At 30.3% G+C, this 24,407-nt stretch carries 27 protein-coding genes; 17 read left to right on the top strand and 10 right to left on the bottom strand.

The genetic code is table 11. From position 1 onward, the window contains the following. Positions 1 to 49 precede the first annotated feature (49 nt). From V7R38_RS04585 to V7R38_RS04600, 4 genes are all read left to right on the top strand, one after another. Positions 50 to 985: a diacylglycerol/lipid kinase family protein gene (locus tag V7R38_RS04585; protein WP_334056231.1), complete on the top strand. Its 936-nt coding sequence runs from the start codon at positions 50 to 52 to the stop codon at positions 983 to 985. A 78-nt stretch (positions 986 to 1,063) separates the two neighbouring features. Beyond that, positions 1,064 to 1,237 carry a hypothetical protein gene (locus V7R38_RS04590; RefSeq protein WP_015481501.1) on the top strand — a complete coding sequence of 58 codons (174 nt, stop codon included), beginning with the start codon at positions 1,064 to 1,066 and terminating at the stop codon, positions 1,235 to 1,237. Positions 1,238 to 1,810: 573 nt separating this feature from the next. After that, entirely contained in the window at positions 1,811 to 2,245 is a 435-nt protein-coding gene (gene rpiB, locus V7R38_RS04595; RefSeq protein WP_334056232.1) for a ribose 5-phosphate isomerase B, read from the top strand. After that, positions 2,245 to 2,685 carry a GNAT family N-acetyltransferase gene (locus tag V7R38_RS04600; protein ID WP_015481499.1) on the top strand — a complete coding sequence of 147 codons (441 nt, stop codon included), beginning with the start codon at positions 2,245 to 2,247 and terminating at the stop codon, positions 2,683 to 2,685. The genes rpiB and V7R38_RS04600 overlap by 1 nt, the downstream gene beginning before the upstream one ends. On the opposite strand, the gene V7R38_RS04605 is transcribed toward V7R38_RS04600, so the two are convergent. Together V7R38_RS04605 and V7R38_RS04610 are read right to left on the bottom strand one after the other, a co-directional pair. Continuing rightward, positions 2,682 to 3,251 carry a pseudouridine synthase gene (locus tag V7R38_RS04605; RefSeq protein WP_334056233.1) on the bottom strand — a complete coding sequence of 190 codons (570 nt, stop codon included), beginning with the start codon at positions 3,249 to 3,251 and terminating at the stop codon, positions 2,682 to 2,684. The genes V7R38_RS04600 and V7R38_RS04605 overlap by 4 nt on opposite strands. A gap of 4 nt (positions 3,252 to 3,255) precedes the next feature. Continuing rightward, complete coding sequence (locus V7R38_RS04610; protein ID WP_334056234.1) at positions 3,256 to 4,047, bottom strand: aldose 1-epimerase; 792 nt, start codon at positions 4,045 to 4,047, stop codon at positions 3,256 to 3,258. A 112-nt stretch (positions 4,048 to 4,159) separates the two neighbouring features. On the opposite strand from V7R38_RS04610, the gene recA reads away from it, so the two are divergent. Both recA and V7R38_RS04620 read left to right on the top strand, forming a co-directional pair. Continuing rightward, positions 4,160 to 5,167: a recombinase RecA gene (gene recA, locus V7R38_RS04615; RefSeq protein ID WP_015481496.1), complete on the top strand. Its 1,008-nt coding sequence runs from the start codon at positions 4,160 to 4,162 to the stop codon at positions 5,165 to 5,167. 73 nt (positions 5,168 to 5,240) lie between these two features. Next, the gene (locus V7R38_RS04620; RefSeq protein WP_334056235.1) at positions 5,241 to 5,777 is read left to right on the top strand and encodes a GNAT family N-acetyltransferase; all 537 of its coding nucleotides are present in this window, start codon (positions 5,241 to 5,243) and stop codon (positions 5,775 to 5,777) included. 7 nt (positions 5,778 to 5,784) lie between these two features. Here V7R38_RS04620 and dut read toward each other — a convergent pair whose 3' ends face one another. Further along, a complete protein-coding gene (gene dut, locus V7R38_RS04625) occupies positions 5,785 to 6,216 on the bottom strand; it encodes a dUTP diphosphatase (protein ID WP_334056236.1) in 432 nt (143 codons plus the stop codon). 5 nt (positions 6,217 to 6,221) lie between these two features. Beyond that, positions 6,222 to 7,085, bottom strand: coding sequence for an alpha/beta hydrolase (locus V7R38_RS04630; RefSeq protein ID WP_334056237.1), 864 nt, complete (start codon positions 7,083 to 7,085; stop codon positions 6,222 to 6,224). A gap of 91 nt (positions 7,086 to 7,176) precedes the next feature. Between V7R38_RS04630 and V7R38_RS04635 the strand changes: the two genes are divergently transcribed. Genes V7R38_RS04635 through V7R38_RS04645 form a run of 3 tightly spaced genes read left to right on the top strand, consistent with a single transcriptional unit; the run spans position 7,177 to position 10,147 of the window. Continuing rightward, positions 7,177 to 8,172 (top strand): NAD(P)H-dependent glycerol-3-phosphate dehydrogenase, encoded by a 996-nt coding sequence (locus V7R38_RS04635; RefSeq protein ID WP_334057111.1) that lies wholly within the window; start codon positions 7,177 to 7,179, stop codon positions 8,170 to 8,172. Between the two features lie 43 nt (positions 8,173 to 8,215). Further along, on the top strand, positions 8,216 to 8,875 hold the full coding sequence (locus tag V7R38_RS04640; RefSeq protein WP_015481491.1) for a hypothetical protein: 660 nt from the start codon (positions 8,216 to 8,218) through the stop codon (positions 8,873 to 8,875). Between the two features lie 3 nt (positions 8,876 to 8,878). After that, positions 8,879 to 10,147 (top strand): MFS transporter, encoded by a 1,269-nt coding sequence (locus tag V7R38_RS04645; protein ID WP_334056238.1) that lies wholly within the window; start codon positions 8,879 to 8,881, stop codon positions 10,145 to 10,147. Here the strand turns inward: V7R38_RS04645 and V7R38_RS04650 are convergent. Beyond that, the gene (locus V7R38_RS04650) at positions 10,144 to 10,908 is read right to left on the bottom strand and encodes a DUF547 domain-containing protein (RefSeq protein WP_334056239.1); all 765 of its coding nucleotides are present in this window, start codon (positions 10,906 to 10,908) and stop codon (positions 10,144 to 10,146) included. The genes V7R38_RS04645 and V7R38_RS04650 overlap by 4 nt on opposite strands. A 22-nt stretch (positions 10,909 to 10,930) precedes the next feature. Between V7R38_RS04650 and V7R38_RS04655 the strand changes: the two genes are divergently transcribed. Further along, positions 10,931 to 11,635, top strand: coding sequence for a TIGR04283 family arsenosugar biosynthesis glycosyltransferase (locus V7R38_RS04655; protein ID WP_334056240.1), 705 nt, complete (start codon positions 10,931 to 10,933; stop codon positions 11,633 to 11,635). On the opposite strand, the gene V7R38_RS04660 is transcribed toward V7R38_RS04655, so the two are convergent. The 3 genes from V7R38_RS04660 to glpK are packed head-to-tail and all read right to left on the bottom strand — an operon-like array spanning position 11,636 to position 15,334. Beyond that, positions 11,636 to 13,282, bottom strand: coding sequence for a glycerol-3-phosphate dehydrogenase/oxidase (locus V7R38_RS04660; protein ID WP_334056241.1), 1,647 nt, complete (start codon positions 13,280 to 13,282; stop codon positions 11,636 to 11,638). It abuts the gene before it with no gap. Positions 13,283 to 13,285: 3 nt separating this feature from the next. After that, positions 13,286 to 13,828: a pyridoxamine 5'-phosphate oxidase family protein gene (locus V7R38_RS04665; RefSeq protein WP_334056242.1), complete on the bottom strand. Its 543-nt coding sequence runs from the start codon at positions 13,826 to 13,828 to the stop codon at positions 13,286 to 13,288. 21 nt (positions 13,829 to 13,849) lie between these two features. Continuing rightward, on the bottom strand, positions 13,850 to 15,334 hold the full coding sequence (glpK, locus tag V7R38_RS04670; protein ID WP_334056243.1) for a glycerol kinase GlpK: 1,485 nt from the start codon (positions 15,332 to 15,334) through the stop codon (positions 13,850 to 13,852). A 76-nt stretch (positions 15,335 to 15,410) separates the two neighbouring features. Between glpK and V7R38_RS04675 the strand changes: the two genes are divergently transcribed. Further along, a complete protein-coding gene (locus V7R38_RS04675) occupies positions 15,411 to 16,886 on the top strand; it encodes a Na+/H+ antiporter NhaC family protein (protein WP_334056244.1) in 1,476 nt (491 codons plus the stop codon). Position 16,887: 1 nt separating this feature from the next. On the opposite strand, the gene V7R38_RS04680 is transcribed toward V7R38_RS04675, so the two are convergent. Both V7R38_RS04680 and pheS read right to left on the bottom strand, forming a co-directional pair. Next, positions 16,888 to 17,283: a hypothetical protein gene (locus V7R38_RS04680; protein ID WP_334056245.1), complete on the bottom strand. Its 396-nt coding sequence runs from the start codon at positions 17,281 to 17,283 to the stop codon at positions 16,888 to 16,890. Between the two features lie 19 nt (positions 17,284 to 17,302). Beyond that, on the bottom strand, positions 17,303 to 18,322 hold the full coding sequence (gene pheS, locus V7R38_RS04685) for a phenylalanine--tRNA ligase subunit alpha (RefSeq protein WP_334056246.1): 1,020 nt from the start codon (positions 18,320 to 18,322) through the stop codon (positions 17,303 to 17,305). A 197-nt stretch (positions 18,323 to 18,519) separates the two neighbouring features. On the opposite strand from pheS, the gene gdhA reads away from it, so the two are divergent. The 6 genes from gdhA to V7R38_RS04715 all read left to right on the top strand — a co-directional run bounded on the left by gdhA (position 18,520) and on the right by V7R38_RS04715 (position 24,349). Further along, positions 18,520 to 19,875: an NADP-specific glutamate dehydrogenase gene (gene gdhA, locus V7R38_RS04690; RefSeq protein WP_015481481.1), complete on the top strand. Its 1,356-nt coding sequence runs from the start codon at positions 18,520 to 18,522 to the stop codon at positions 19,873 to 19,875. Between the two features lie 82 nt (positions 19,876 to 19,957). After that, positions 19,958 to 20,578: a LysE family translocator gene (locus V7R38_RS04695; RefSeq protein ID WP_334056247.1), complete on the top strand. Its 621-nt coding sequence runs from the start codon at positions 19,958 to 19,960 to the stop codon at positions 20,576 to 20,578. A 182-nt stretch (positions 20,579 to 20,760) separates the two neighbouring features. Then, positions 20,761 to 21,600, top strand: coding sequence for an alpha/beta hydrolase family protein (locus V7R38_RS04700; protein WP_334056248.1), 840 nt, complete (start codon positions 20,761 to 20,763; stop codon positions 21,598 to 21,600). A gap of 53 nt (positions 21,601 to 21,653) precedes the next feature. Continuing rightward, positions 21,654 to 22,736: a DNA polymerase IV gene (dinB, locus tag V7R38_RS04705; RefSeq protein WP_334056249.1), complete on the top strand. Its 1,083-nt coding sequence runs from the start codon at positions 21,654 to 21,656 to the stop codon at positions 22,734 to 22,736. Between the two features lie 56 nt (positions 22,737 to 22,792). Then, on the top strand, positions 22,793 to 23,239 hold the full coding sequence (locus V7R38_RS04710; RefSeq protein WP_334056250.1) for a GNAT family N-acetyltransferase: 447 nt from the start codon (positions 22,793 to 22,795) through the stop codon (positions 23,237 to 23,239). Beyond that, positions 23,240 to 24,349, top strand: coding sequence for an NAD(P)/FAD-dependent oxidoreductase (locus V7R38_RS04715; RefSeq protein ID WP_334056251.1), 1,110 nt, complete (start codon positions 23,240 to 23,242; stop codon positions 24,347 to 24,349). It abuts the gene before it with no gap. The last annotated feature ends 58 nt before the right edge of the window (positions 24,350 to 24,407 follow it).

Consider the following 24,407-nt stretch of genomic DNA (forward strand, 5'->3'; position numbering starts at 1 on the left):
ACTATTATAATTCAATTTTGTATTTTGAAGTTTTTTAATTCTATATTTTATGTCTGAATTCATCAATAAAAATGATGAAAATTCTTGGTTTGTAATTGCAAATCCTACTGCAGGAAACAAGGTTTTTAATAAACAGTGGAGAGAAATAAAAACGCAATTAGCACTAAATAATATTAGCTACTCTTTTGCTTTCACAACATTTTCTAAACATGAAATTGAGTTGGTGCAACAAGCAATTCAAAAAGGATTTAGAAAAATAATAACTGTAGGTGGAGATGGCACTCTACATCATGTAGTTAATGGTATTATGCTGCAAACATACGTAAAAACTTCTGATATAACTATTGGAGTAATACCAATTGGGACTGGAAATGATTGGGTTAAAACCTATAACATTCCAAATTCTATAGTAGAATCTATCAAAATTATAAAGAATAAATCAATCATTTTACAAGATATAGGCTTGTGTACTACTAAAGATAGTAAACTAAATTATTTTGCAAACGTAGCTGGTTTAGGCTTTGATGGTTATGTAATTCATAAACTAAACAATTTTAAAAAATTTGGTGCTGTTAGTTACTTATTAGCGGGTATAAGTAGTTTGATAAGGTATAAAAAATCAAAATTTAAAATTTCTTTTAATGATAAACGTATAGAAACTAGCTCCTTATTAACAATTGTAGGTATTTGTAAATATGCTGGTGGTGGTTTGCAATTTACAGATCATGTAAATACTACTGATGGTTTGTTTGATATTACCATTGCAAAAAATCTAAAATTTAGTACTATATTACTAAATATCAACAACTTATTTAAAGGAACGCTTTACAAATTAGAAGAAGTATCTACCTATAAAACTAATAAAATTACCATAGAATCGAATACTAAAAATACTTATATACAAGCTGATGGTGAATTAATTGGAAATCAAAAAGTAACTTTTACTATTGTTAATAAGGCCATTAATTTTGTGGTGAATTCTTAAAAAGTTAAAGAAATCTTAAATTTTATGTAACAATTCGCAATTTTTTACGTCTTTATTAATGAAGGTCAACCAATTACCATGAAAAATCTACGTAAAATCATTGCTTTATTCTCTTTCATCTTTGTAGCAGGCATTTTAATTACTGTTGTCCTTGTAAATACTACGCTTAACAAAACTGAGATTCCAAAAGAAACTGTAGAAGTTCAAAAAGACACACTTTCTATTCATAAAACAAATAACAAAACTGTTTAAGTTTCCTTTATTTTAATTTTTTGAAATTCTAATTTTTAAAATTTCTGTACTTATTAACATTATATAGTATTATACTTTTTCTTTTTAAAAATTTTAAAAAACAATGATGTTTATAATAGGATGTGAATAGCTACAATAAAATTTTAGATTTAAATTTTATAATATCAGTTATTAAAAACTATTGACATTTTATAAGTAACCCAACTTCTTAAAAATCAATTAAAAAATACACTTATTAACAAAACTTATAAACAGTAGTTCACATACTTTTACTCATAATTAATAGAAGATTTAATGTAAATTAATTGTAAAATTTATGTTGATAAACTTTTATCAAAAATCAATAATAAAAGTTGCGTATGTGGTTTACCTCCTTGTATTGTAATAATATTTAAATACACCAAAAAAACTTTCAAGTTTTTAATGATAAGTTCTTAACATTGGCTTAAAACACATAAAAGCTTTAAAAATAAGTAGTTATTAAAAATTGATAAGTTTTAAAAATTTGTAACTGTTAATAACCATTAAATTCTATATTTTTGCACCTGTTAAACGCAATAAAATCAATTTATTATGACAATTGCCATAGGTAATGATCACGCAGGAACTGAATACAAGTTCGAAATTATAAAACATTTAGAGGAAAAAGGATATACTGTTCTAAATTTTGGAACGGATACTAACAATTCTATGGATTATCCTGATGCTATTCACCCAACAGCAGATGCAGTTGAATCTGGTAAAGCAGAATTAGGTATTATTTTATGTGGTTCTGGTAATGGTGCACAAATGACAGCTAATAAACATCAAGGTATTAGAGCTTCTTTGTGTTGGAATAATGAGTTGGTTGCTTTAACAAGACAACATAATGATGCTAATATTTTAACTATTCCTGCACGTTTTGTGTCTTTACAACAAGCTCTTGGTTTTGTAGATGTATTTTTAAACACCGAATTTGAAGGTGGACGTCATGCAAATAGAGTAAACAAAATTTCTTGTGCTGGCTAATGAATACTCTAGTAAAAAGTTTTTCAGAACTTAATACTACAGAGTTGTACAGTATTCTTCAATTACGATCTGAAGTTTTTGTGGTAGAACAAGACTGTGTGTATCAAGATATCGATTTTAAAGATCAAAAAGCTTTGCATGTTTTGGGTTATAAGAATGATGTTTTAATTGCATACACACGTATTTTTAAACCTGGAGATTATTTTGATAATTCAAGTATTGGTAGAGTCTTAGTTAAAGAAACTGAAAGAAAATTTAACTACGGTCATCAAATTATGAAAGCTTCTTTAAAAGCTATTAAAGAGTATTATAAAGTTGATAAAATTACTATTTCAGCACAAAAGTATTTAAAGAAGTTTTATGAATCGCATGGTTTTTATCAAGTAAATGATGAATATTTAGAAGATGGTATACCACATATTAGAATGGATAGAGATTAAAGTAATTGATTTACTTCTTGAACTTCACCATTTTTTAAATCATCAATAGTAATTGTACCAATTCTAATGCGTAATAAACGTAAAGTTGGGTAACCAACAGCAGCTGTCATTTTTCTAACTTGCCTAAATTTACCTTCTCTTATAATTACAGAAATCCAACTTGTGGGCCCATGTCTGTCATCTCTAATTTTCTGACTTCTTAAAGGAAATTCAGGATTGTTAATAATAGACGCTTTTCCTGGTTTTGTTATGTACTTTTTGCCTTCAAAACCAATTTCTACACCTTTTTTAAGTTGTTCTATAGCTTCTTGAGTTATTAAACCATCTACCTGAACATAATACTCTTTTTCGTATTTACTGCTCCTAATTTCTTGAGATACTTTACCATCTGTTGTTAATAAAAGTAAACCTTCAGATGCAAAATCTAAACGTCCAATAGCCATTGTTCCTTCAGGAAAATCATACAATTCTCCTAACATTTTTTTCTTTCTCTTAGTTTGATTGGTGATAAACTGAGATAAATAACCATAAGGTTTATGAAGGATAAAATGACGATGTTCTTTCATGAACTTAAATAACTTTTAACTTCACAGAAAATTCATTTTTACCTTTAGAAAGACGCATGTTTTCTTCAGAAAATTTCTGATCTGTATAAGAGGTATATTGTGTAATAGGTTCTATACATAACATGTTATCAACCTGTGTCCATAACATAAAATTATCAAAACCTGTAGTTGTGATTTCTAAATCGTTTTTATCTATATTTTTAAGAACAATCTTATCTGTATTTAAAACAGGAAATGCATTATGCCCAGCTTCGTAAATATTTTCTAATGTGATATTTTTATCATTAGCAATTAAAGTTTCTTTACCACTGTCAGACAACATAAATGCAGGATGATAACCCAACATGTAAGGCATACCTTCTTCTGAGTTAATAATAAAATTTATTTCTAGCATACCTTCTTTTAATGTAAAGTGTTTTTCGAAGGTAAAATCAAAAGGCCAATTTAAAAGCGATTCAGTAGATTTTTCTGGAAACTTTGCATTGTTAATTTTAGTATTAGCAGCATAACTTTTTATAAATTTTACACAAGCATTATCTTTATAAAATAATTCATAGTCTAATTCACGAAGTAAACCATGCTGATCTTGTATGGCCTCACCTTTTTTGGTATGCATTCTGTAATTATTCATAGAGGTAGGCCCAATAACAGGAAACATTTCATCATCAGATTTTCGCCAACCTTTATTTCCTTTTTGGTGCACATACTCATCACCTTTAAAAATAAAACTAATTAATTCGCCATTTTCTATACTTACTTTACTGTTGCTATTTTCTAAAACAATTATCGATTTCATCTTAACTAAATTTTAGTAAAAATAACATAAAATGCACTTATTTTGTTAGGTAATTGAGAAGAGTTTTTCGTAACTTGTGACACTATTTTTAAAATTAATATTAGCAAGATTTATGGCAGCAGATAAAGAAAAAGCAGCAAAACTAAAAGCATTACAACTTACTCTAGATAAGCTAGATAAAACGTATGGTAAAGGTTCTGTAATGAAATTAGGAGATGTAGTAACAGAAGATGTAGATGCTATTTCATCTGGTTCTTTAGGGTTAGACTTAGCATTAGGAGTTGGAGGTTACCCAAGAGGAAGAGTTATTGAAATTTATGGGCCAGAATCTTCAGGTAAAACTACGTTAACTATACATGCAATTGCAGAAGCACAAAAAGCAGGTGGTATAGCAGCTTTTATTGATGCAGAGCATGCATTTGATAAATTTTATGCAGAAAATTTAGGTGTAGATATAGATAATTTAATTATTTCTCAGCCAGATCATGGAGAGCAAGCATTAGAAATTGCAGACAATTTAATTAGATCTGGTGCAATAGATATTGTTGTAATAGATTCTGTTGCAGCACTTACACCAAAATCTGAAATTGAAGGTGAAATGGGTGACTCTAAAATGGGTCTTCATGCACGTTTAATGTCTCAAGCCTTACGTAAATTAACAGGTACTATTTCTAAAACAAACTGTACAGTTATTTTTATTAACCAGTTAAGAGAAAAAATTGGAGTTATGTTTGGTAACCCAGAAACTACAACTGGTGGTAATGCTTTAAAATTCTATGCTTCAGTTCGTTTAGATATTAGAAGAAGAACCCAAATTAAAGATGGTGATAGGGTTATTGGTAACAGTACAAAAGTAAAAATTGTAAAAAACAAAGTAGCTCCACCTTTCCAAATTGCAGAGTTTGATATTATGTATGGACAAGGAATTTCTAAAGTTGGTGAAATTTTAGATATTGGTGTAGAGTTAGGAATTGTAAAGAAAAGTGGATCTTGGTTTAGTTATGGTGATACCAAATTAGGGCAAGGTAGAGATGCTGTTAAAGGCTTAATAAAAGATAATCCTGAGTTGATGGAAGAGTTAGAAATGAAAATAAAAGATGCTATCGAAAATCAAGAATAAGTTTATTTAAAAGTTCTAACAATTATTAAAACTGCTGTAGAAGTAATCAATCTATAGCAGTTTTTTTATAAAGATGATATCAGTTTCAAAAAATATAACACTAAAACCAATTACTGAGCAAGATGTAGCAGTTTTGTATCAGTTAATGTGCAAAATATATCCTGCAGCTTATAGCTTTCTTTGGCCAGATAAAGGCAATTGGTATATTCATCAGCAATACTCTAAAAGCAACATATTAAAAGAGCTTAAACAACTAAATGCTGACTACTATTTTGTTTTAGTAGACAATGAAATTGTAGGCAATTTTAGAATTGTTTGGGATGAAAACCTAAGTAACCTTCAAATAGAAAATCAAGTAAAATTACATCGACTGTATTTAGATGAAAAAGTACAAGGAAAAGGCGTAGGAAAATTGTTAATGTTATGGTTAGAAAAACAAGCTATCGCCAAAAGGTACAATGCAATTTGGCTAGATGCTATGGATGCTAAACAACAAGCCTTCCAATTCTATAAAAAGCTAGGCTATCAATACCATTCACATATATTTTTACCCTTTGATTTGATGTTCGATGAGGTTAAAAAAATGAGTCAGCTTTATAAAAAGCTTTAATTTATTTTTATACTCCTGTGCTACCAAAACCTCCTGAACCACGTTCAGTATCATCTAAAACATTAACTTCTTGCCAGTTTACGCGCTCGTGTTTAGCAATAACTAATTGAGCTATTCTTTCACCATCATTTATCACAAAATCTTCATTAGATAAATTCACTAAAATAACACCAATTTCACCTCTATAATCTGCATCTACAGTACCTGGAGAATTTAAAACAGTAATACCCTTTTTTGCAGCTAAACCACTTCTAGGTCTTACTTGAGCTTCAAAACCTATAGGTAAAGCAATGAATAAACCAGTTTTAATTATTGCTCTTTCTAATGGTTTTAACGTGATTGCTGCATCTATGTTTGCTTTTAAATCCATACCAGCAGCTCCTTCAGTTTCATAATTAGGAGTTGCATGTTTAGATTTGTTAGTAATTTGTACGTTCATAAAAGTTAGTTGTATAAGAATAATATTGTTTCTAAAAATTCGTCTCGCCAAAAGGATTCTGTGTGCTTACCATCAGCAACTATTTTGGTAGTTAAATTGTCTTTTGGGAAACCTTTCTCTATTAATAATTTTTCCATTTTTTCTGTATCAGCAACCATAGAACCACCTTCTTTTTCACCAATTAACATATATAATTTTGTGTTTTTCAAAGCGCTATTTCTAGAAGCAAAAGCATATATGTTGTTAGAAAACCAGAAAGAAGAAGACAATGCACCTATTTTACCAAATACACCAGGATATTTAAATCCGCCATAAAAAGAAATTAAACCACCTAAGGAGCTACCAATTATTGCTGTATGTTTTGCTTTGCTTTTGGTTCTGTAATTTTTATCAATAAAAGGTTTTAAATCATTCACTAAAAAATCGATATAAATAGCGCCTTTTCCTCCACCATATTTTTTATTTGGCCAAGGTGTGTATTCTTCTATTCGTTTATCTCCACCATTCTCTATACCAACAACAATAAATCCTTTCTTAGATTCTTGGTAGTATTTGTTTAAGGTCTCATCTACATTCCATTCACCTGCATAAGAAGTTTCAGCATCAAATAAATTTTGAGCATCATGCATATAGATTACAGGAAATCGTTTTGAAGTTGTTGTATAATTTGGTGGTAAATACACCCAAACTTTATGAGATTTCTCATTTAAACCATTAATAATAAATTCTTTTTCTAAGATTTGAATATTATTAGTTCTAGTAGATTTCTCATTTTTTACCTCAGCTCTAACTTCTTTTTTAACCTCTGCAGTCTTGCAACCAATGGTTAAAAGAAATAATACTGAAACAATAAAAAAGGACTTGTTCATAAAGGTAGATTATTAAACAAATATAATAAATGAGACCCCTTTCTTTTATAAGCTAATAGTTTTATTATTTTTGACCAGCAAATTAATGAATATGGTAAACGAACAGAATATAGCTGTTATTGGTGGAGGAAGTTGGGCAACTGCAATTGTTAAAATGCTCACAGAGAATGTAAGTGAAATAGGTTGGTATATGAGAAACACCAATTCTATTGTACATATTAAAAAAAACAATCACAACCCAAAGTATTTATCTTCGGCTGAATTAGATGCTAACTTTTTAGATTTATCTGATGATATCAATTACATCGTTAAAAACTATAGTATTTTAATTTTTGCAGTGCCTTCTGCCTTTTTAACAAGCGAGTTAAATAAACTATCTGAGTCTTTAGAAGGTAAAACCATTTTTTCTGCAATTAAAGGTATTGTGCCAGAAACAGGCTTAATTATTGGTGAACATTTTAACGAGAAGTTTAATATTCCTTTAGAAAACATTGGTGTAATTACAGGACCTTGTCACGCAGAAGAAGTGGCTATGGAGCGTTTATCTTACCTAACTATTGCTTGTATAGATGAAGCTAAAGCATCATTTATGGCTAAAGCTTTGCAAAGTTGGTACATAAAAGTTAAAATTTCTGATGATATTATTGGTACAGAATATGCTGCAATGCTTAAAAACATCTATGCTGTAGCTGCAGGTATTGCCCATGGTTTGGGTTATGGAGATAATTTTCAATCGGTACTTATGAGTAATGCCATTCGTGAAATGAAACGCTTTATTAAAAAAGTGCACAAAATGAAACGAAACATAAACAACTCTGCATACTTGGGCGATTTGTTAGTAACTGGTTATTCTGTATTTAGTAGAAACAGAATGTTTGGTAATATGATTGGTAAGGGCTACACTGTAATTTCTGCTCAGCACGAAATGAGTATGATTGCAGAAGGTTATTATGCAACTAAAAGTGCATATAAAATTAAGCAAGATAAAAAAGCAAAAACACCAATTATAGATACTGTTTACAGCATTTTGTATGAAAATAAAAATCCTAAAAAAGAATTTAAAAAGTTAACTGATAAGTTGGATTAATTGTTTAATTTTGAACATTATTGTAATGTATTAAACAATTATTATGAAAACAATACAAGAAGTTGTTGAAAGCACCATCAGAAAAACACCATTTATAGAAGAGGCTTTGCATGAAAAGTTAATAAACGTTTCTTCTTTGGCCAGAATTATTTTACCAGAAGTTTCTAAAGTTTTAAAGAAAGAGGTTAAAGTAGGTGCAGTTATGATGGCTATTAATAGGCTTTCTCCTGCAAGTGAATTACGTATTCGAAAAAATATTAAAAAACTTGCTTTAGATTTGGGTGATGTAATTGTACGTTCTGATTTGTGCGATTTTACATTTAAAAACACACCTTCTTTATTAAAAGAAATTGCGAAAATACTTACAAAATCATCAGAAAGTTCAGACTATTTTTTAACGGTTTCTCAAGGTATTTTCGAAACAAATATTGTAACAAGTAAAAATTTAAGACCTTTTGTAGAAGAAATTTTCGATCAAGAAACACTTACAAACAGTATGTTAGATTTGGCTTCTATTACTATAAAGTTGCCAAAAGAAAATTTAGAACAATCAGGTATTTATTACTTTATTTTAAAGCAATTGGCTTGGGCAGATATCTCTTTACAAGAAATTATTTCCACTACTAACGAAATGACAATTGTGGTTAATGAAGAAGATATTAACCAAACATTTGCCATTTTAATGGATATGAAATTAAACTAAAAGATGGCCAAGCAAGATCCATATGCAGCTCTAAGAATTAGAGAATTTAATATATTTTTATTTGTAAGATTTCTCTTAGTATTTGGATGGTCTATGCAATTTATAGTTATTGAATGGCAAGTATATTCAATTACTAAAGACCCTCTTTCATTAGGTATTATTGGTTTAATGGAAATTATTCCTGCTTTTTCTATGGCCTTGTTTGCTGGTCATATCGTAGATCAAAAAGAAAAGAGAAACCTATTAGCTTTATGTACAGCAGCTTTTTCTTTAATAAGTTTAGGTTTGTTTTTATTAACTTCTGACCAAGTTGTAAAGCTATGGTCTACAAATTCTATTTTGTATTGTATTTATGGTTTGGTGTTTTTTGGTGGTTTCTTACGCTCTTTCTTTGGCCCAACTATATTTTCTTTAGTGGCGTTATTAGTACCCAAAAAAATATATCATAATGCTGCAACTTGGAGCACTAGTACTTGGAAAACAGCCTCTGTTTCCGGTGCTTTATGTGGAGGTTTTTTTATTAGTTGGATAGATGTTGACAACACTTTATTATTGGTTTTTATTCTAGTAATTCTATCGTTAATTTTTACTTTTTTAATTAAAAAGAAGCCGATTTTAAACAAAAAAATAGGAGAACCAATTACAGAAAGTTTAAAGGCAGGTGTAAAATTTGTGTTTAGCAATAAGGCAGTTTTAGGAGCTTTAACTTTAGATATGATTGCAGTTTTATTTGGTGGTACAGTTGCTATTTTATCTGTGTTTGCTCAAGATATTTTAAAGGTAGGTCCAGAAGGTTTTGGCTTATTAAACGCCTCTATTTCTATTGGTAGTATTGTAACCATGTTATTAACAACCTATATACCTATCAATAAAAATACAGGTAAAAAAATGTTGATATCTGTTTTCATATTCGGACTTAGTATTATTGCTTTTGGTTTATCATCTATCTTTTGGGTAAGTTTGTTAGCCTTGTTTGTAAGTGGTGCAGCAGATGGTATTTCTATGGTTATTCGTCAAACAATATTGCAGTTAAAAACTCCAGATGAAATGAGAGGTAGAGTATCCTCTGTAAATTCTATGTTTGTAGGTTCATCAAATGAGTTAGGTGCTTTTGAAAGTGGTTTGGCTGCAAAAATTTTAGGCCCAGTTACAGCCGTGGTTTTTGGTGGGACAATGACAATTATTACTGTAGCCACAACAGCTATTGTGAGTCCAACTATTAGAAATTTAGACCTTACAGAAGATATTGAAGAAAATGAAAAAGAAGACTAGTTAGGAATTGTTCTAAAATTTCCTAAACTTAAGGTCCAATCGTAATTTTTAAACGCTAATTTTTTAGGTTTTTCTGGTGTAATCTTATAATCTGCTAGAATTTGTCTTGCCCCACAAAGGCCACCAAAATCTGCTCTAAACCAAGAAAATAAAGATACTGAAGTTGCTGTTTTTGTTTCTGAATTATAAGTAGTTTGTTCATTTAAGTATTTAGTTGTCATAAAATCTAACTCGCTATTTAAGTTTTCTGCAGAGTAAATGGCAACTGGAGGACAACTTTTTGCACCACAGTTTAAAGCAAAATGAATTCGCCATTCTAAATCGCCGTCAATTCTTAATTTACGCTCCCACTTTGGACGAAAATATTTACGCAAATAACCCCAGCTAATTTTAACTCTAGATTTGCGCATAATATCATGCTCTATATCATCAAAAGATAAAGTTTCGCCCGCAATTTTTACACGTGGTTTTTTAAAAAAAGCACCTCTATCTTCATACTCTTTAGGATTATCCATCAGCGAAATTTGTATAAAACCATTGTAAACGTTTAGCCAAAATGCGAGTTTCTGTGTATCTGTCTTAAGCTCAGAAGTTAAGTCTTCTAACGTGCTTTCTGCCAGAATTTTTACTTGTTTTTCGTAAGATTTTTTAGCTATTATATTTTCAAGTAAATCTTGAGCCACATCACTATAAATTATCTTATTTTGTGACACAGTAGAAAGTGTAGTGAAAAAAACGATGGTTAGTAAAAACTTTTTCATATAAAATTACGTAAGTTTAAGTATGTTATTAAGTGTTATAATTCCTGTTTATAATGAACAAGAAAATCTTGTAAAAAGATTGTCGTTTTTATGTGAACAAGCTAACAAGTTTTCTATAGAAATCATCATTTCTAACTCGCCAGAAACTACAGACGATAGTTCTAGTGTGTGTAAAAACTTTAGTAAAGTTACATATTTAAGAAGCGAAAAAAAAGGTAGAGCTGCTCAAATGAATTTTGCAGCAGAAAAGGCGAAAGGTGATGTTTTACTTTTTTTGCATGCAGATGTTATGTTGCCAGAAGATTTTTATACTCAAATTGAAAAAGCAATTTCTAATAACTATACTTTTGGTTTTTTTGCCTATCAATTTGATAATGATTCTGCGTTCTTAAACTTCAATAGCAAATTCACTACTAAAGACGGCTTATTTGCTGGTGGTGGAGATCAATGCCATTTCTTTACCAAAGAACAATTTCAAGAATTAAAAGGCTATAATGAAGAGTTTTGCATCATGGAAGATTTTGAAATGATGACAAGAATTAGAAAACAAAAAATTTCGTTTACAATTATACAGTCTAAAGCCACTGTTAGTGCAAGAAAATACAAGCACAATTCTTGGTTAAAAGTTAATTTGATTAATGGTTATGTTTTTCTAAAATACAAATTTGGGGTTCACCCAAATAACCTTAGAAAAACATACAAAAGTTTACTTAGAGAAGGCGTGTAATTAATTAAATGTGGTTGCCATTTTTACATGATGCTCCAGTTCTTTTTTATGTTTTTTGGCTGTGTCTGCATCCCAAGAAAAATGAGATGTGAACAATTCTAAAACATACTCTTTATACTTTGTTACACTTTTAGGATCAAAAAACAAACGACCAGTTCTACGCATAAAAAAATCGGTTGGTGTACAAGCCATTTCATGATTTATACTAAACCAAACCTCTGCTTTAATCATTTTTGCTTGCTGATTTTCATCTGATAGTTCATCGAATTTCTTTAAAATTAAATCGGTTTGTTTGCCATAATTATGCACTAAATATTCTGCATCTTTTTGATTAAAATCTACCTCTGCAATTCTGTTATAAATTGCATCTGAGTAGCTTTTAACTTCATCGTAATTTTTAAAATCACCACCTTTAAGAATGAGATTTTTGGTTTTTATTTCATCAAAAGATTTCTCAAATCTACGTTTGTATTTTTTATCAATTAAATCTACAATACGTTCTGCCATTTTACGATAACCAGTAAGTTTACCTCCTGCAATAGAAATCAGTTCTGTTTTAGATACAAAGATTTCATCTTTTCTAGATAATTCTGAGGCCGATTTTCCTTCTTCATGAATTAATGGACGTAAGCCTGCCCAAGAAGATTCTACATCATCTAAACTGATGTTGATATCTGGAAACATATTATTTACAGCAGATATTAAGTAAGTTGCATCTACCAAACTTGTGTTTACATCGTCTTTATCTTGTTGATAATTAGTGTCTGTTGTTCCAAAATAGGTAACTTTTCCACGAGGAATGGCAAACATCATTCTGCCATCTGGAACATCAAAATAAACAGATTGTTTTACAGGCAATTTATGATGATCTACAACCAAATGTACCCCTTTTGTTAAATGCAATTGTTTACCAATTTTAGAGTTGTTTATTTGGCGTAATTCATCTACCCAAGGTCCACAGGCATTAACTACATATTTTGCGTTTATAGCATAACATTCGTTAGTAATTGCATCAGTTACATTAGCACCAACAACTCTATCATTTTCATAGATGAATTCTGTAGCTTCTGTATAATTAATAAGTTGTGCATTATAATCTGCAGCCGTTTTTAAAACTTCGATGGTTAATCTGGCATCATCTGTTCTATATTCAGCATAATAGCCAGCACCTTTTAAGATTTTTTTAGGTAGCAAAGGCTCCTTTTTTAAAGCCTTTTTTACAGATAACATTTTACGTTTATCATCACCTTCTACAGAAGCTAAAATATCATATACTTTTAAACCAACAGAAGTTAACCAAGAACCATAAGTACCACCTTCTATTAAAGGTAAAATCATTTTTTCTGGTACCACTAGATGAGGTGCTAATTTGTGTACAATAGCCCTTTCTGTACCAACTTCTTTCACTAACCAAAAATCGAATTGTTTTAGATAGCGTAAACCACCATGAATTAATTTTGTTGATTTACTAGAAGTACCAGAAGCAAAATCTCCTTTTTCTATAAGGGCAACCTTCATGCCTCTGGAAGCTGCATCTAAGGCAATACCTGCACCAGTAATTCCACCACCAATTATTAATAAGTCAAACGTTGTAGATTGCAGGTTTTTGGTTATTTCTGCTCTGTTGTTATTAGAAAAACTACTCATATCTTAATCCATTATTTTTGTTGGTAAACCATCTATACTCGTCTGGTTTTTATCTTCCCAATATTGTTTTATGCCTTCTTTGCCTTGTTCTGCTGCCCAATTATTCAAATCGTTTCTTTCACCTTTATATTCGTAATAAGGTATAGACATACCACAAGATGTTTGTGCACTATCTACCTTAATATCGAATATTTGACGAGTTCCTGGAGTTTCTGGAAACAACTCAATAAGTTCGTTCCAAGAAGCATCACCTTCTTTAATTTCTTTTCCTGAGCCATACAAACGCAAAATGTTAGGCGCTTTTTCAAAAGAACAAAACATTATGGTTATTCTATTATTTTCTAATAAATGAGCTGCAGTTTCGTTTCCACTGCCAGTTACATTTAACCACAAAACTCTATTTTCAGAGAGAACTCTAAATGAATCCATACCTTTTGGTGATAAATTTATTCTACCAGAAGTTGGAGCAGTAGCTACAAAAAATATCTTTTGTTGATCGATAAACTTATGCAACCTTGAAGTAATTTTTTTATAAAATTTAGACATTTTTAATGTTGTTTTCTTTGTTTAATCTAGCCAATCTTTAGAACGCTCTACAGCTTTTAGCCACTTTTTATATAACCTATCTCTTTTTTCTTTGGTAAAGCTAGGTACAAACTCCTTATCAATTTTTTTATCAATTTCAATGTCTTCTTGCTTCCATAGGCCAACACAAATACCTGCTAAGTATGCAGCACCCATAACTGTTGTTTCCGTATTTTTTGGTCTGTCTACAGCTGTATTTAAAATATCTGCTTGAAATTGCATTAAAACATTGTTAGCACATGCTCCACCATCTACTTTAAGCGCAGTTAATTGGGTTTCTGCATCATGTTCCATTGCAATTAGTAAATCTTTGGTTTGGTAGGCTAAAGATTGTAAAGTTGCTTTTATTAAGTGACTTTTTCCTGTATCTCTAGTTAAACCAAAAATGGCACCTCTTGCATACATATCCCAATAAGGTGCTCCTAAACCTGCAAAAGCAGGGACCACAATTACAGGATTTTCTTCATCTACTTCTTCTGAAAATAATTCACTTTCTTCTGCAGATTTTATAATTTCTAAACCATCTCTTAACCATTGAATTGCAGAGCCAGCCACGAAAACACTACCTTCTAGAGCATAGTATACCTTGTCATTTAAACCCCAAGCAATTGTAGTTAATAATCCGTTTTTAGAATATTGAATTTCTGTACCAGTATTCATCAACAAAAAACAGCCTGTACCATAGGTGTTTTTAGCATTTCCTTTTTTAAAGCATGCTTGTCCAAACAAAGCTGCTTGTTGGTCTCCAGCAATACCTGCAATAGGAATAGTGTGGTTTTCAAACTCAAAATCTCCAAAATGATAAGATGATGGTTTTACATTTGGCAACATACTTTTGGGTATGTCTAATTCATCGCACAAACTATCATCCCAACATAGATTTTTAATATCAAAAAGCATGGTTCTAGAGGCATTACTATAGTCTGTTGCATGCACTTCTTTATTGGTTAAATTCCAAACTAACCAAGTATCTATCGTTCCAAAAAGTAAATTACCTTTTTCAGCTTCTTCTTTTGCACCTTTTACATTTTGTAAAATCCAATGAATTTTGGTACCAGAAAAATAAGAATCGATAACTAAACCTGTATTTCTTTTTACATATTCTTCTAGCTCTCTTTTCTTTAATTCCTTGCAATAATCTGCAGTTCTTTTATCTTGCCAAACTATAGCATTATATATTGGTTTTCCTGTAGTTTTATTCCAAACAACTGTAGTTTCTCTTTGATTGGTAATACCTAAACCAACAATATCTTTAACGTTAATTTTAGCTGTTTTAATTACTTTTTTCAGAGTAATTAATTGTGTTTCTAGAATTTCTAAAGCATCATGTTCTACCCAACCAGATTTTGGAAAAATTTGTCTAAACTCCTGTTGTTCAATGGCAATTATTTCACCCAATTCATCAACAATAACAGATCTAGAACTTGTTGTGCCTTGATCTAAAGCTAAAATATATTTTTTTGACATTTAAGAAGAGATGAATTCAAATTTACAAAATATCATTCATATAAATTATTACCTTTAGCAAAATAAATTCTTTATTATGGAGTATGGTTTCTTGTCTGTGATACCACCAATTGTTGCAATTATTTTAGCGTTAAGAACCAAGCAAGTTTATATTGCTTTGCTTTTTGGAATTTGGTTTTCTTGGCTAATTGTAAAAGGATGGAATCCTTTAGAAGGAACTTTAGCTATGATTGAAGGAATGGTAAATGTTTTTCAATCTAAAGGAAACACAAGAACCATCATTTTTAGTGCTTTAGTGGGTTCTTTATTGGTATTTATTCAATATTCAAGAGGTGTAGAAGGTTTTATAAATATCATTAATAAAAGACTGGTAAAGCTAGAGAATAAGAAATCTGGTTATGCTAGAATTATGGTTCAAATTTTAGCAACTTTTACAGGATTGTTACTTTTTGTAGAAACAAGTATTTCTTCTTTAACTGTAGGTACTTTATACAGGCCTATTTTTGATAAATTAAAAATACCAAGAGAAAAACTAGCTTACATTGCAGATAGTAGTTCTGCACCATCATCTATATTAATACCTTTTAATGCTTGGGGTGCATTTATAATGGGTTTGTTATTAACACAGGGAATAGAAAAACCGTTTTCTGTAATGATTGCTTCCATCAAATATAACTTTTACCCACTTTTAGCAATCGGAATTTTATTCTTTATCATCTTATCTAGAAAAGATTTTGGATTGATGAAAAAAGCCGAAAAAAGAACCAAAGAAACAGGCTTATTAATGAACGAAGGTTCTAAGCCTATGGTTTCAGATGAGGTAACATCTTTTCCGCCAAAAGAGAATATTCCTGCAAGAGCTTATAATATGATTGTTCCTTTATTGGTAATGGTTTTTATGATGCCAATTAATTTGGTTTATACTGGCTGGAATAACGTAGAAAACTATACATCTACTTTTGATCATATAAAACAAGCTATTGGAGAGGGCTCAGGATCATCTTCTGTGCTATATGCAGTAATATCTGCAATTTTGGTGGCAATTACCATGTATTTTATTCAAGGTATTTTAAAGCTAAAAGAAGCTGTAAATTTAACGCTTAAAGGTATAAGTGAGTTAATGCCTTTGGCTTTGTTAATGTTGTTGGCTTTTGCTATTGGTGATGCTTGTAAAGTGTTAGATACAGGTAATTATGTTGCCAATATTACAGAAAGTTGGTTGTCTCCAGAGTTATTACCAGCTGTAGTTTTTGTGGTGAGTTCTTTTATTGCATTTTCTACAGGAACTTCTTGGGGTACCTTTGCTATTATGTTAGCTATTTCTGTGCCAATGGCTAATATTCATGGAGCAGATATTACTATTGTTGTTGCTGCAACTCTAGGAGGAGGTATTTTTGGAGACCATTGTTCACCAATTTCAGATACTTCAATAATATCATCAATGGCTTCTGCAAGCGATCATATAGACCACGTAAAAACACAATTGCCTTATGCTTTAGTTGGTGGTGCAATTACCACCATTTTATATTTAATAATTGGATTTACGAGTTAACCTATTTAGCTAAAACTCCTCGTTTATTAAGATCATCTATCATACGTAAAGCACCTTCTTTAATGGAGTTTGCTTCGAAGATGAATGTTTTTTCATACAAAGTATTTCCTTCAAAAAAAGTAACTTGAAAACGATTATTTAATTTGAATAATTCAGGCTGAATCAATTCAATTTTAGCAAATGAGTTTGCAGGTAGTTTTTCTAATTTTTTACGTAGTAAAGAAGTGGTTTTAGTCTCAGAAAAACCTTGAGAAACAATTACCAGCATTTCTAAATCAATAGCTTTTTTATTAATGATGTACACATTCCAATCATCGGTTTTATAAATATCATTGTATTCATAAACCACAGCCATTTCTACACCTTCTACTTCTGGTATTTGAATGTCTTTTTTCAAAAGCTAAAATTTTTACAAATTAAATTATACTCTTAAACTGCTCTAAGAAACGCTTATCGTTTTCATAAAACATTCTAATATCTGGTATTTGATATAACAACATTGCAATACGTTCTATACCCATTCCAAACGCGTAACCAGAATATTTTGTAGGATCTATGTTTGCGTTTTTCAACACATTTGGGTCTACCATTCCACAACCCATAATTTCTAACCAACCAGTACCTTTTGTAATTCTGTAATCGGTTTCAGTTTCTAATCCCCAGTAAATATCTACTTCTGCACTTGGCTCTGTAAACGGAAAGTAAGAAGGTCTTAATCTAATTTTAGATTTCCCAAACATCTCTTTTGTAAAGTATAAAAGCGTTTGTTTTAAATCTGCAAAAGAAACATCAGTATCAATATACAAACCTTCTACTTGATGAAAAATGCAGTGTGCTCTAGCAGAAATATCTTCATTTCTGAATACTCTTCCTGGAGAAATAGTTCTTATAGGTGGCTCGTTATTTTCCATGTAGCGTACTTGCACAGAAGAAGTGTGCGTACGTAATAAAATATCTGGATCTTGTTCTATAAAAAACGTGTCTTGCATGTCTCTTGCAGGGTGATATTCAGGTAAATTTAAGGCAGTAAAGTTATGCCAATCATCTTCAATTTCTGGCCCTTCAGAAACAGTAAAACCAATTCTATTAAAAACTTCAATAATTTGATTTCTAACCAATGATATTGGATGACGTGAACCCAACTCAATTGGTTCAGATGGTCTTGTTAAATCTCCATAAATGCCTTTTTCTTCAACAGCACTTTCTAAAGCATCATTTAGTTCAGCAACTTTGCTTTCTGCAGATTTTTTTAGGTTGTTTAATGCTTGTCCAAAATCTTTACGCAATTCAGCATCTACATTTTTAAATTCAGAAAAAAGATCTTTTAACAAACCTTTGCTTCCTAAATATTTAATTCTAAATGACTCAACTTCGTCTTTGGTGGTTGCCTTAAAAGATTGCACTTCACCAATTAATTCCTTTACTTTATCTAACATTCTCATCAAAAATTGATAGCGCAAATTTAAACTTTTTTAAAGAGTTTAATATTATAAAAGTCAAGAAAAGAACAATACCCAACGAAATCGATTGAAATCAATACATTAACAAATAGTTAATATTTTTTTTTGCATTTGCGAATAAAGAAATTAACTATCTTTGTGGCGTTAAATTTTTATAAAATTCATAAATAATTATGTCTAATAATATAGAGTTAAAAATAAATGAGTTTATGGATATGGTTAAATCAAGAAATAACCATGAGCCAGAATTCTTACAAGCTGTTCAAGAAGTAGCAGAAACTGTAATACCATATATTGTAAATCATGATATTTATCATGGTAAAAATATTTTACTTAGAATGGTAGAGCCTGAGCGTTTAATATCATTTAGAGTTTCTTGGGTAGATGATGATGGAGAAATACAAGTAAATAGAGGATATAGAATTCAAATGAATTCTGCTATTGGACCTTATAAAGGTGGGTTACGTTTTCACCCAACTGTAAACGCAAGTATATTAAAGTTTTTAGCCTTTGAACAAGTGTTTAAAAACTCATTAACTACATTACCTATGGGTGGTGGAAAAGGTGGTTCTGATTTTGATCCTAAGGGAAAATCAGATAATGAAATTATGCGTTTTTGCCACGCTTTTATGAGCGAATTATTCAGACATATTGGCCCTAATACAGATGTTCCTGCAGGAGATATTGGTGTAGGTGCAAGAGAAATTGGGTTTATGTTTGGTATGTATAAAAAACTAAAGAACGAATTTACAGGTGTTTTAACTGGTAAAGGACAATCTTGGGGAGGTTCTTTAATTAGACCAGAAGCAACAGGGTATGGTAACGTATACTTTGCAGACAATATGTTAAAGCGCAAAGGAGATTCTTTTGAAGGTAAAAAAGTAGTTATTTCTGGTTCTGGAAACGTTGCACAATATGCTGCAGAAAAAGCCATTGAATTAGGTGCTACAATTTTAACTTTATCTGATTCTGGAGGATATATTTTTGATGAAGCTGGTATTGATACAGAAAAACTAAAACACGTAATGTATATTAAAAATGAAAAACGTGGTAGAATTAGTGAGTATGTAGATAAATATCCAGATGCTAAATACGTAGAAGGAGAAAGACCTTGGTCTGTAAAATGCGACATTGCATTACCTTGTGCAACTCAAAATGAATTGAATGGAGATGAAGCAAAAACATTAATCGAAAACGGATGTATGTGTGTTTCTGAAGGTGCAAATATGCCTTCTACACCAGAAGCAATTCATGAGTTTACAAAATCTAAAATTTTATTTGCTCCTGGTAAAGCTTCTAATGCTGGTGGTGTTGCAACTTCTGGTTTAGAAATGTCTCAAAACTCACTAAGAATTTCTTGGTCTAGAGAAGAGGTAGATAGCAGATTAAAAGATATTATGGAAGATATTCATGATTCTTGTGTGGAATATGGAGAGCAAGAAGATGGATCTATAGATTACATTAAAGGAGCAAATATTGCAGGTTTCGTAAAAGTAGCAGATGCAATGTTAGCACAAGGTGTTATCTAAAAACGATAAGAGCTATTAATATTATGAAACGCATCAATTATTTGATGCGTTTTTTTGTTTATTTGTGTATACAATTTTAAATATGAACATTCTTTACTGTATTTTCTTTGGTTTTATTATTGCTTCTATGGGTAGTATAACTCCAAGTTTTTTAAACCTAACTGTAGTTAAATTCAGTTTAAGAAATGGGGTAAAGTCTGCTTTATACTTAATTGGTGGTTATGCAACTGTTTTGTTTTTTCAAGCAAATATTGGCGCTTATTTGTCAAGTGTTTTGATGAAAAACTCAGAGTATATTACCTTAATTCAAAAAATAGGAACAGGTATCTTGTTTTTACTTTCTATCAATTTTTTCAGAATTTATTTTTCGAAAAAAGAAAAAAAGAAATCAGGAGAAATACCAAAATCCAAAGCTTATTTGCATGGTATTTTAATGTCATCATTAAACACAATGGCTATTCCTTTTTACTTCACATTTATTTCTATTTTAATTGGGATGGATTATTTTGAGTACAACATGTATAATGCATTGTACTTTTCTATAGGTTCTACAATTGGGTCTTTTACGTTGTATACTTTATATGCAATTCTATCAAAAAGAATTGAACACAAACTTACGTATATAGCCAGTAAAATGGATTTTATTTTAGGTGCATTAACAGGTATTTTAGCCATTGGGAATGCCATATATTTATTGTCCTAACCTTTATAGTTTTAAAAGAATTTTTTAATCTACTTTATTTTACGAAGTATTATGCCTAGCATGCTAAACTTAACTATAGTTAAAATAAGTATTAAAAGTGTTAGAAAAGAAGCTTTATACTTCATTTTAATTGGATTTATAGCTATTTTAAATGCTTTATATTTACTTTAAAAAGTACAATTATGATTGTAGAAAAAAATCTTATTGTTGATGGTAAACACAGCAAACCAATTGTAACAGATGTTTTTTATCAGAAAACAAATCAACCAAAAAAAGTAATAATTTTTTGTCACGGATATAAAGGTTTTAAAGATTGGGGAGCTTGGAATTTAATGGCGGAAGCTTTCGCAAAAGCAGGTTTCTTTTTTATAAAATTCAACTTTTCACATAATGGAGGTACTGCAGAAAACCCAATCGATTTTCCAGATTTGGAGGCTTTTGGAAATAATAACTACACCAAAGAATTAGACGATTTAGAAAGTATTTTAGATTGGATTTCTACAAACTCTAATTACAATAATGAAGTAAATTTAGATGATATTACCATTATTGGTCATAGTAGAGGTGGAGGAATTGTATTACTTAAAGCCAATGAAGATCATAGAGTAAAACGAGTAATTACGCTTGCTGCTGTTTCAGATTTTGGCTCTAGAAGTTCTACTATTGGCGATTTAGAAAAGTGGAAAAAAGAAGGTGTAAAATATGTTGTTAATGGCAGAACCAAGCAACAAATGCCACACTTTTATCAATTTTATGAAAACTTTAAAGCCAATGAGTCTCGATTAAATATTCAACAGGCTGTTCGAAGTTTAAAGATTCCATTATTAATTATTCATGGTGATCAAGATAGTTCTATAGATATTAAAGAAGCACATCAAATTCATAGCTGGGAAACCAATAGTGATTTAAAAATTATAAAAAATGCAGATCATGTTTTTAATGTTTCTCATCCTTGGCAAAAGGAGGAGCTTTCTAAAGAGCTTACAGAAGTAACACAATTAAGTATTGATTTTTTAACATAGAAATTGCTTTTTCTAATTGGTAATTTTTAGAGTGAACTTCGTAAATTAGAGGTATGGAATTGCAGCCCCCTTTTCGAAAAATAATTCATGTAGACATGGATGCTTATTATGCATCTGTAGCAGAATTAGATAACCCAGAGTTAAGAGGCAAAGCTATAGCTGTTGGTGGTGGAGGTGATAGAGGTGTAGTTTCTGCAGCAAGTTATGAAGCAAGAAAATTTGGTGTTAAATCTGCCATGAGCAATGTGCTTGCAAAGCAAAAATGCCCTCACATTATTTTTGTGAAATCAGATTTTGCAAGATATAAAGAGCTCTCTGCTCAAATTAGAGAAATCTTTTTTGAATATACAGATTTGGTAGAGCCACTCTCTTTGGATGAAGCTTATTTAGATGTTACCAACAACAAAAAAAACAATCCGTCTGCAAACGAAATTGCTCGAGAAATTCGTCAAAAAATTTACGATAAAACTGGTTTAAGAGCTTCAGCAGGTATTTCTATTAATAAATTTATAGCAAAAGTAGCTTCAGATATCAACAAGCCAAATGGTCAAAAAACCATTCATCCAGAAGAAGTTATTCAGTTTTTAGAAGAACTTCCTGTAAATAAGTTTTATGGTGTGGGTAAAGTTACAGCTGCAAAAATGTACAACCTAGGTATTTTTGTTGGTAATGATTTAAAAAAAAGATCTTTAGAAGAGTTAACGCAGTTGTTTGGTAAATCTGGGTTACATTATTACAACATAGTTAGAGGTATACATAAAAGTGAGGTAAAACCCAATAGAATCCGTAAATCTGTAGGTGCAGAAAGAACTTTTAGGGAGAATATTTCATCAGAAATTTACATGTTAGATAAGTTGAATGATATAGCAGATGAGATTGAGAAACGTATGCATAAGAGCAATACAAAAGGTAAAACGATTACTTTAAAGATTAAGTATTCAGATTTTACACAACAAACCAGAAGTAAAACTGTTGGGCAGTTTATAAGTAAGAAAAAAGAGTTTTTTCCGATTGTAAAAGAGTTGCTTTATCAAGAAAAATTAGAAAATTCAGTACGTCTTTTAGGGTTGTCTTTCAGTAATTTGAACAATAATATACAAGAACCAGTTTGGGTGCAATTGCAATTTGATTTTTAATTGAACTGTTGTTTCTATTAATGCAGAACTTGATACTGCATTGTATAAAAAGTAATATGAAAATAGTAAGAACCAATTCAGAACATAATGATTTTATCAACTTGGTAAAAGAGTTAGATGCTTATTTAAAAATTACAGACCAAGATGAACATGATTTTTACAATCAATTTAATAATATTGATGTAATTAAATATGTGGTTATAGCTTATTACAAAGAGCAACCTGTAGGTTGTGGAGCTATTAAATATTTCAATGAAAATTCTTTAGAAGTAAAAAGAATGTTTGTAACTCCAGAAGCTAGAGGTAAAGGTTTTGCAAAAGAAATTTTGCAAGAGTTAGAGGATTGGGCAAAAGAATTGGGCTACAAAAATTGTATTTTAGAAACAGGTAAAAGACAAGTAGAGGCTGTAAAATTTTACCATAAATGTAAATACAAAGTAATACCTAATTATGGGCAATATGCGAATATGAAAAATAGTATTTGCTTTAAAAAAGTATTGTAGATGAATTATAGTTATTGGGAGTTAAAAGAATGGTTTTCTAACATCGATTTTACAATTGTTGGTAGTGGAATTGTGGGTTTAAATTGCGCAATTTCCTTAAAAAGAAAGCACCCAAATGCTAAAATTTTAGTTTTAGAAAAAGGCACTTTACCTCAAGGAGCAAGTACTAAAAATGCTGGTTTTGCTTGTTTTGGTAGCCTATCTGAATTAATAGATGATTTAAGTTCTCATACAAAACAAGAGGTTTATAATTTGGTTTATAAACGTTGGAAAGGGTTGCAATTTTTAAGAGAAAATTTAGGCGATAATGCAATTGACTTTCAGCAAAACAAGGGCTTTGAATTATGCGATTCTGAAGATTTTTTTGAAAAGTGTATAACCCAAAAAGATAAAATAAACGAGCTGTTACAACCCATTTTTAAAGCTAATGTTTTTACAACTTGTGATAATACTTTTAAGTTTCAAAATATACATTCAAAGTACATTGTAAACAATTTTGAAGGTCAATTAGACACAGGTAAAATGATGTCTCAAATGCTGGTAAAAGCACAAAAACTAGGTGTTAAAATTTTAAATTCTATTTGTGTTGAAGATTATAAAGAAAACTCCACTAATGTTATTGTAAAAACCAACAGATTAGATTTTTACACAAATAAATTGCTATTTGCTACTAACGGATTTTCTAATAAATTAATACAAGAAAATATAAAGCCAGCCAGAGCACAAGTGTTAATTACAAAGCCAATTCAAAATTTACATATTCAGGGTACTTTTCATTTAGACAAAGGCTATTATTATTTTAGAAATATTAACAATAGAATTCTTTTTGGTGGAGGTAGAAATTTAGATTTTAAAACAGAAGAAACAACAGAGTTTGGTAAAACCAAAATTATTCAAAATGAACTTGAAAAAATTTTAAAAGAAACTATTTTGCCAAATACAGCTTTTGAAATAGAACATAGATGGAGTGGAATTATGGGTGTTGGAAGTCAAAAAAAGGCCATAGTTAAACAAATATCTAACCATGTTTTCTGTGGTATTCGTTTAGGAGGAATGGGTGTTGCAATAGGTAGTTTAGTAGGTAAAGAATTAGCAGAACTACTTGATTAAATGCAGAATGTTTCCAATTTAAAATATCTATATTTACAAACCTAAAATTGGTTAACCA

Source organism: Polaribacter sp. P097, assembly GCF_036864555.1.
Classification (GTDB): Bacteria; Bacteroidota; Bacteroidia; order Flavobacteriales; family Flavobacteriaceae; genus Polaribacter.

Excerpts from the sequence above, each read along its gene's own strand:
- V7R38_RS04585 (WP_334056231.1), top strand. The coding sequence starts at position 50 with ATGTCTGAATTCATCAATAAAAATGATGAAAATTCTTGGTTTGTAATT.
- V7R38_RS04590 (WP_015481501.1), top strand. The coding sequence starts at position 1,064 with ATGAAAAATCTACGTAAAATCATTGCTTTATTCTCTTTCATCTTTGTA.
- rpiB (WP_334056232.1), top strand. The coding sequence starts at position 1,811 with ATGACAATTGCCATAGGTAATGATCACGCAGGAACTGAATACAAGTTC.
- V7R38_RS04600 (WP_015481499.1), top strand. The coding sequence starts at position 2,245 with ATGAATACTCTAGTAAAAAGTTTTTCAGAACTTAATACTACAGAGTTG.
- V7R38_RS04605 (WP_334056233.1), bottom strand. The coding sequence starts at position 3,251 with ATGAAAGAACATCGTCATTTTATCCTTCATAAACCTTATGGTTATTTA.
- V7R38_RS04610 (WP_334056234.1), bottom strand. The coding sequence starts at position 4,047 with ATGAAATCGATAATTGTTTTAGAAAATAGCAACAGTAAAGTAAGTATA.
- recA (WP_015481496.1), top strand. The coding sequence starts at position 4,160 with ATGGCAGCAGATAAAGAAAAAGCAGCAAAACTAAAAGCATTACAACTT.
- V7R38_RS04620 (WP_334056235.1), top strand. The coding sequence starts at position 5,241 with ATGATATCAGTTTCAAAAAATATAACACTAAAACCAATTACTGAGCAA.
- dut (WP_334056236.1), bottom strand. The coding sequence starts at position 6,216 with ATGAACGTACAAATTACTAACAAATCTAAACATGCAACTCCTAATTAT.
- V7R38_RS04630 (WP_334056237.1), bottom strand. The coding sequence starts at position 7,085 with ATGAACAAGTCCTTTTTTATTGTTTCAGTATTATTTCTTTTAACCATT.
- V7R38_RS04635 (WP_334057111.1), top strand. The coding sequence starts at position 7,177 with ATGGTAAACGAACAGAATATAGCTGTTATTGGTGGAGGAAGTTGGGCA.
- V7R38_RS04640 (WP_015481491.1), top strand. The coding sequence starts at position 8,216 with ATGAAAACAATACAAGAAGTTGTTGAAAGCACCATCAGAAAAACACCA.
- V7R38_RS04645 (WP_334056238.1), top strand. The coding sequence starts at position 8,879 with ATGGCCAAGCAAGATCCATATGCAGCTCTAAGAATTAGAGAATTTAAT.
- V7R38_RS04650 (WP_334056239.1), bottom strand. The coding sequence starts at position 10,908 with ATGAAAAAGTTTTTACTAACCATCGTTTTTTTCACTACACTTTCTACT.
- V7R38_RS04655 (WP_334056240.1), top strand. The coding sequence starts at position 10,931 with ATGTTATTAAGTGTTATAATTCCTGTTTATAATGAACAAGAAAATCTT.
- V7R38_RS04660 (WP_334056241.1), bottom strand. The coding sequence starts at position 13,282 with ATGAGTAGTTTTTCTAATAACAACAGAGCAGAAATAACCAAAAACCTG.
- V7R38_RS04665 (WP_334056242.1), bottom strand. The coding sequence starts at position 13,828 with ATGTCTAAATTTTATAAAAAAATTACTTCAAGGTTGCATAAGTTTATC.
- glpK (WP_334056243.1), bottom strand. The coding sequence starts at position 15,334 with ATGTCAAAAAAATATATTTTAGCTTTAGATCAAGGCACAACAAGTTCT.
- V7R38_RS04675 (WP_334056244.1), top strand. The coding sequence starts at position 15,411 with ATGGAGTATGGTTTCTTGTCTGTGATACCACCAATTGTTGCAATTATT.
- pheS (WP_334056246.1), bottom strand. The coding sequence starts at position 18,322 with ATGTTAGATAAAGTAAAGGAATTAATTGGTGAAGTGCAATCTTTTAAG.
- gdhA (WP_015481481.1), top strand. The coding sequence starts at position 18,520 with ATGTCTAATAATATAGAGTTAAAAATAAATGAGTTTATGGATATGGTT.
- V7R38_RS04695 (WP_334056247.1), top strand. The coding sequence starts at position 19,958 with ATGAACATTCTTTACTGTATTTTCTTTGGTTTTATTATTGCTTCTATG.
- V7R38_RS04700 (WP_334056248.1), top strand. The coding sequence starts at position 20,761 with ATGATTGTAGAAAAAAATCTTATTGTTGATGGTAAACACAGCAAACCA.
- dinB (WP_334056249.1), top strand. The coding sequence starts at position 21,654 with ATGGAATTGCAGCCCCCTTTTCGAAAAATAATTCATGTAGACATGGAT.
- V7R38_RS04710 (WP_334056250.1), top strand. The coding sequence starts at position 22,793 with ATGAAAATAGTAAGAACCAATTCAGAACATAATGATTTTATCAACTTG.
- V7R38_RS04715 (WP_334056251.1), top strand. The coding sequence starts at position 23,240 with ATGAATTATAGTTATTGGGAGTTAAAAGAATGGTTTTCTAACATCGAT.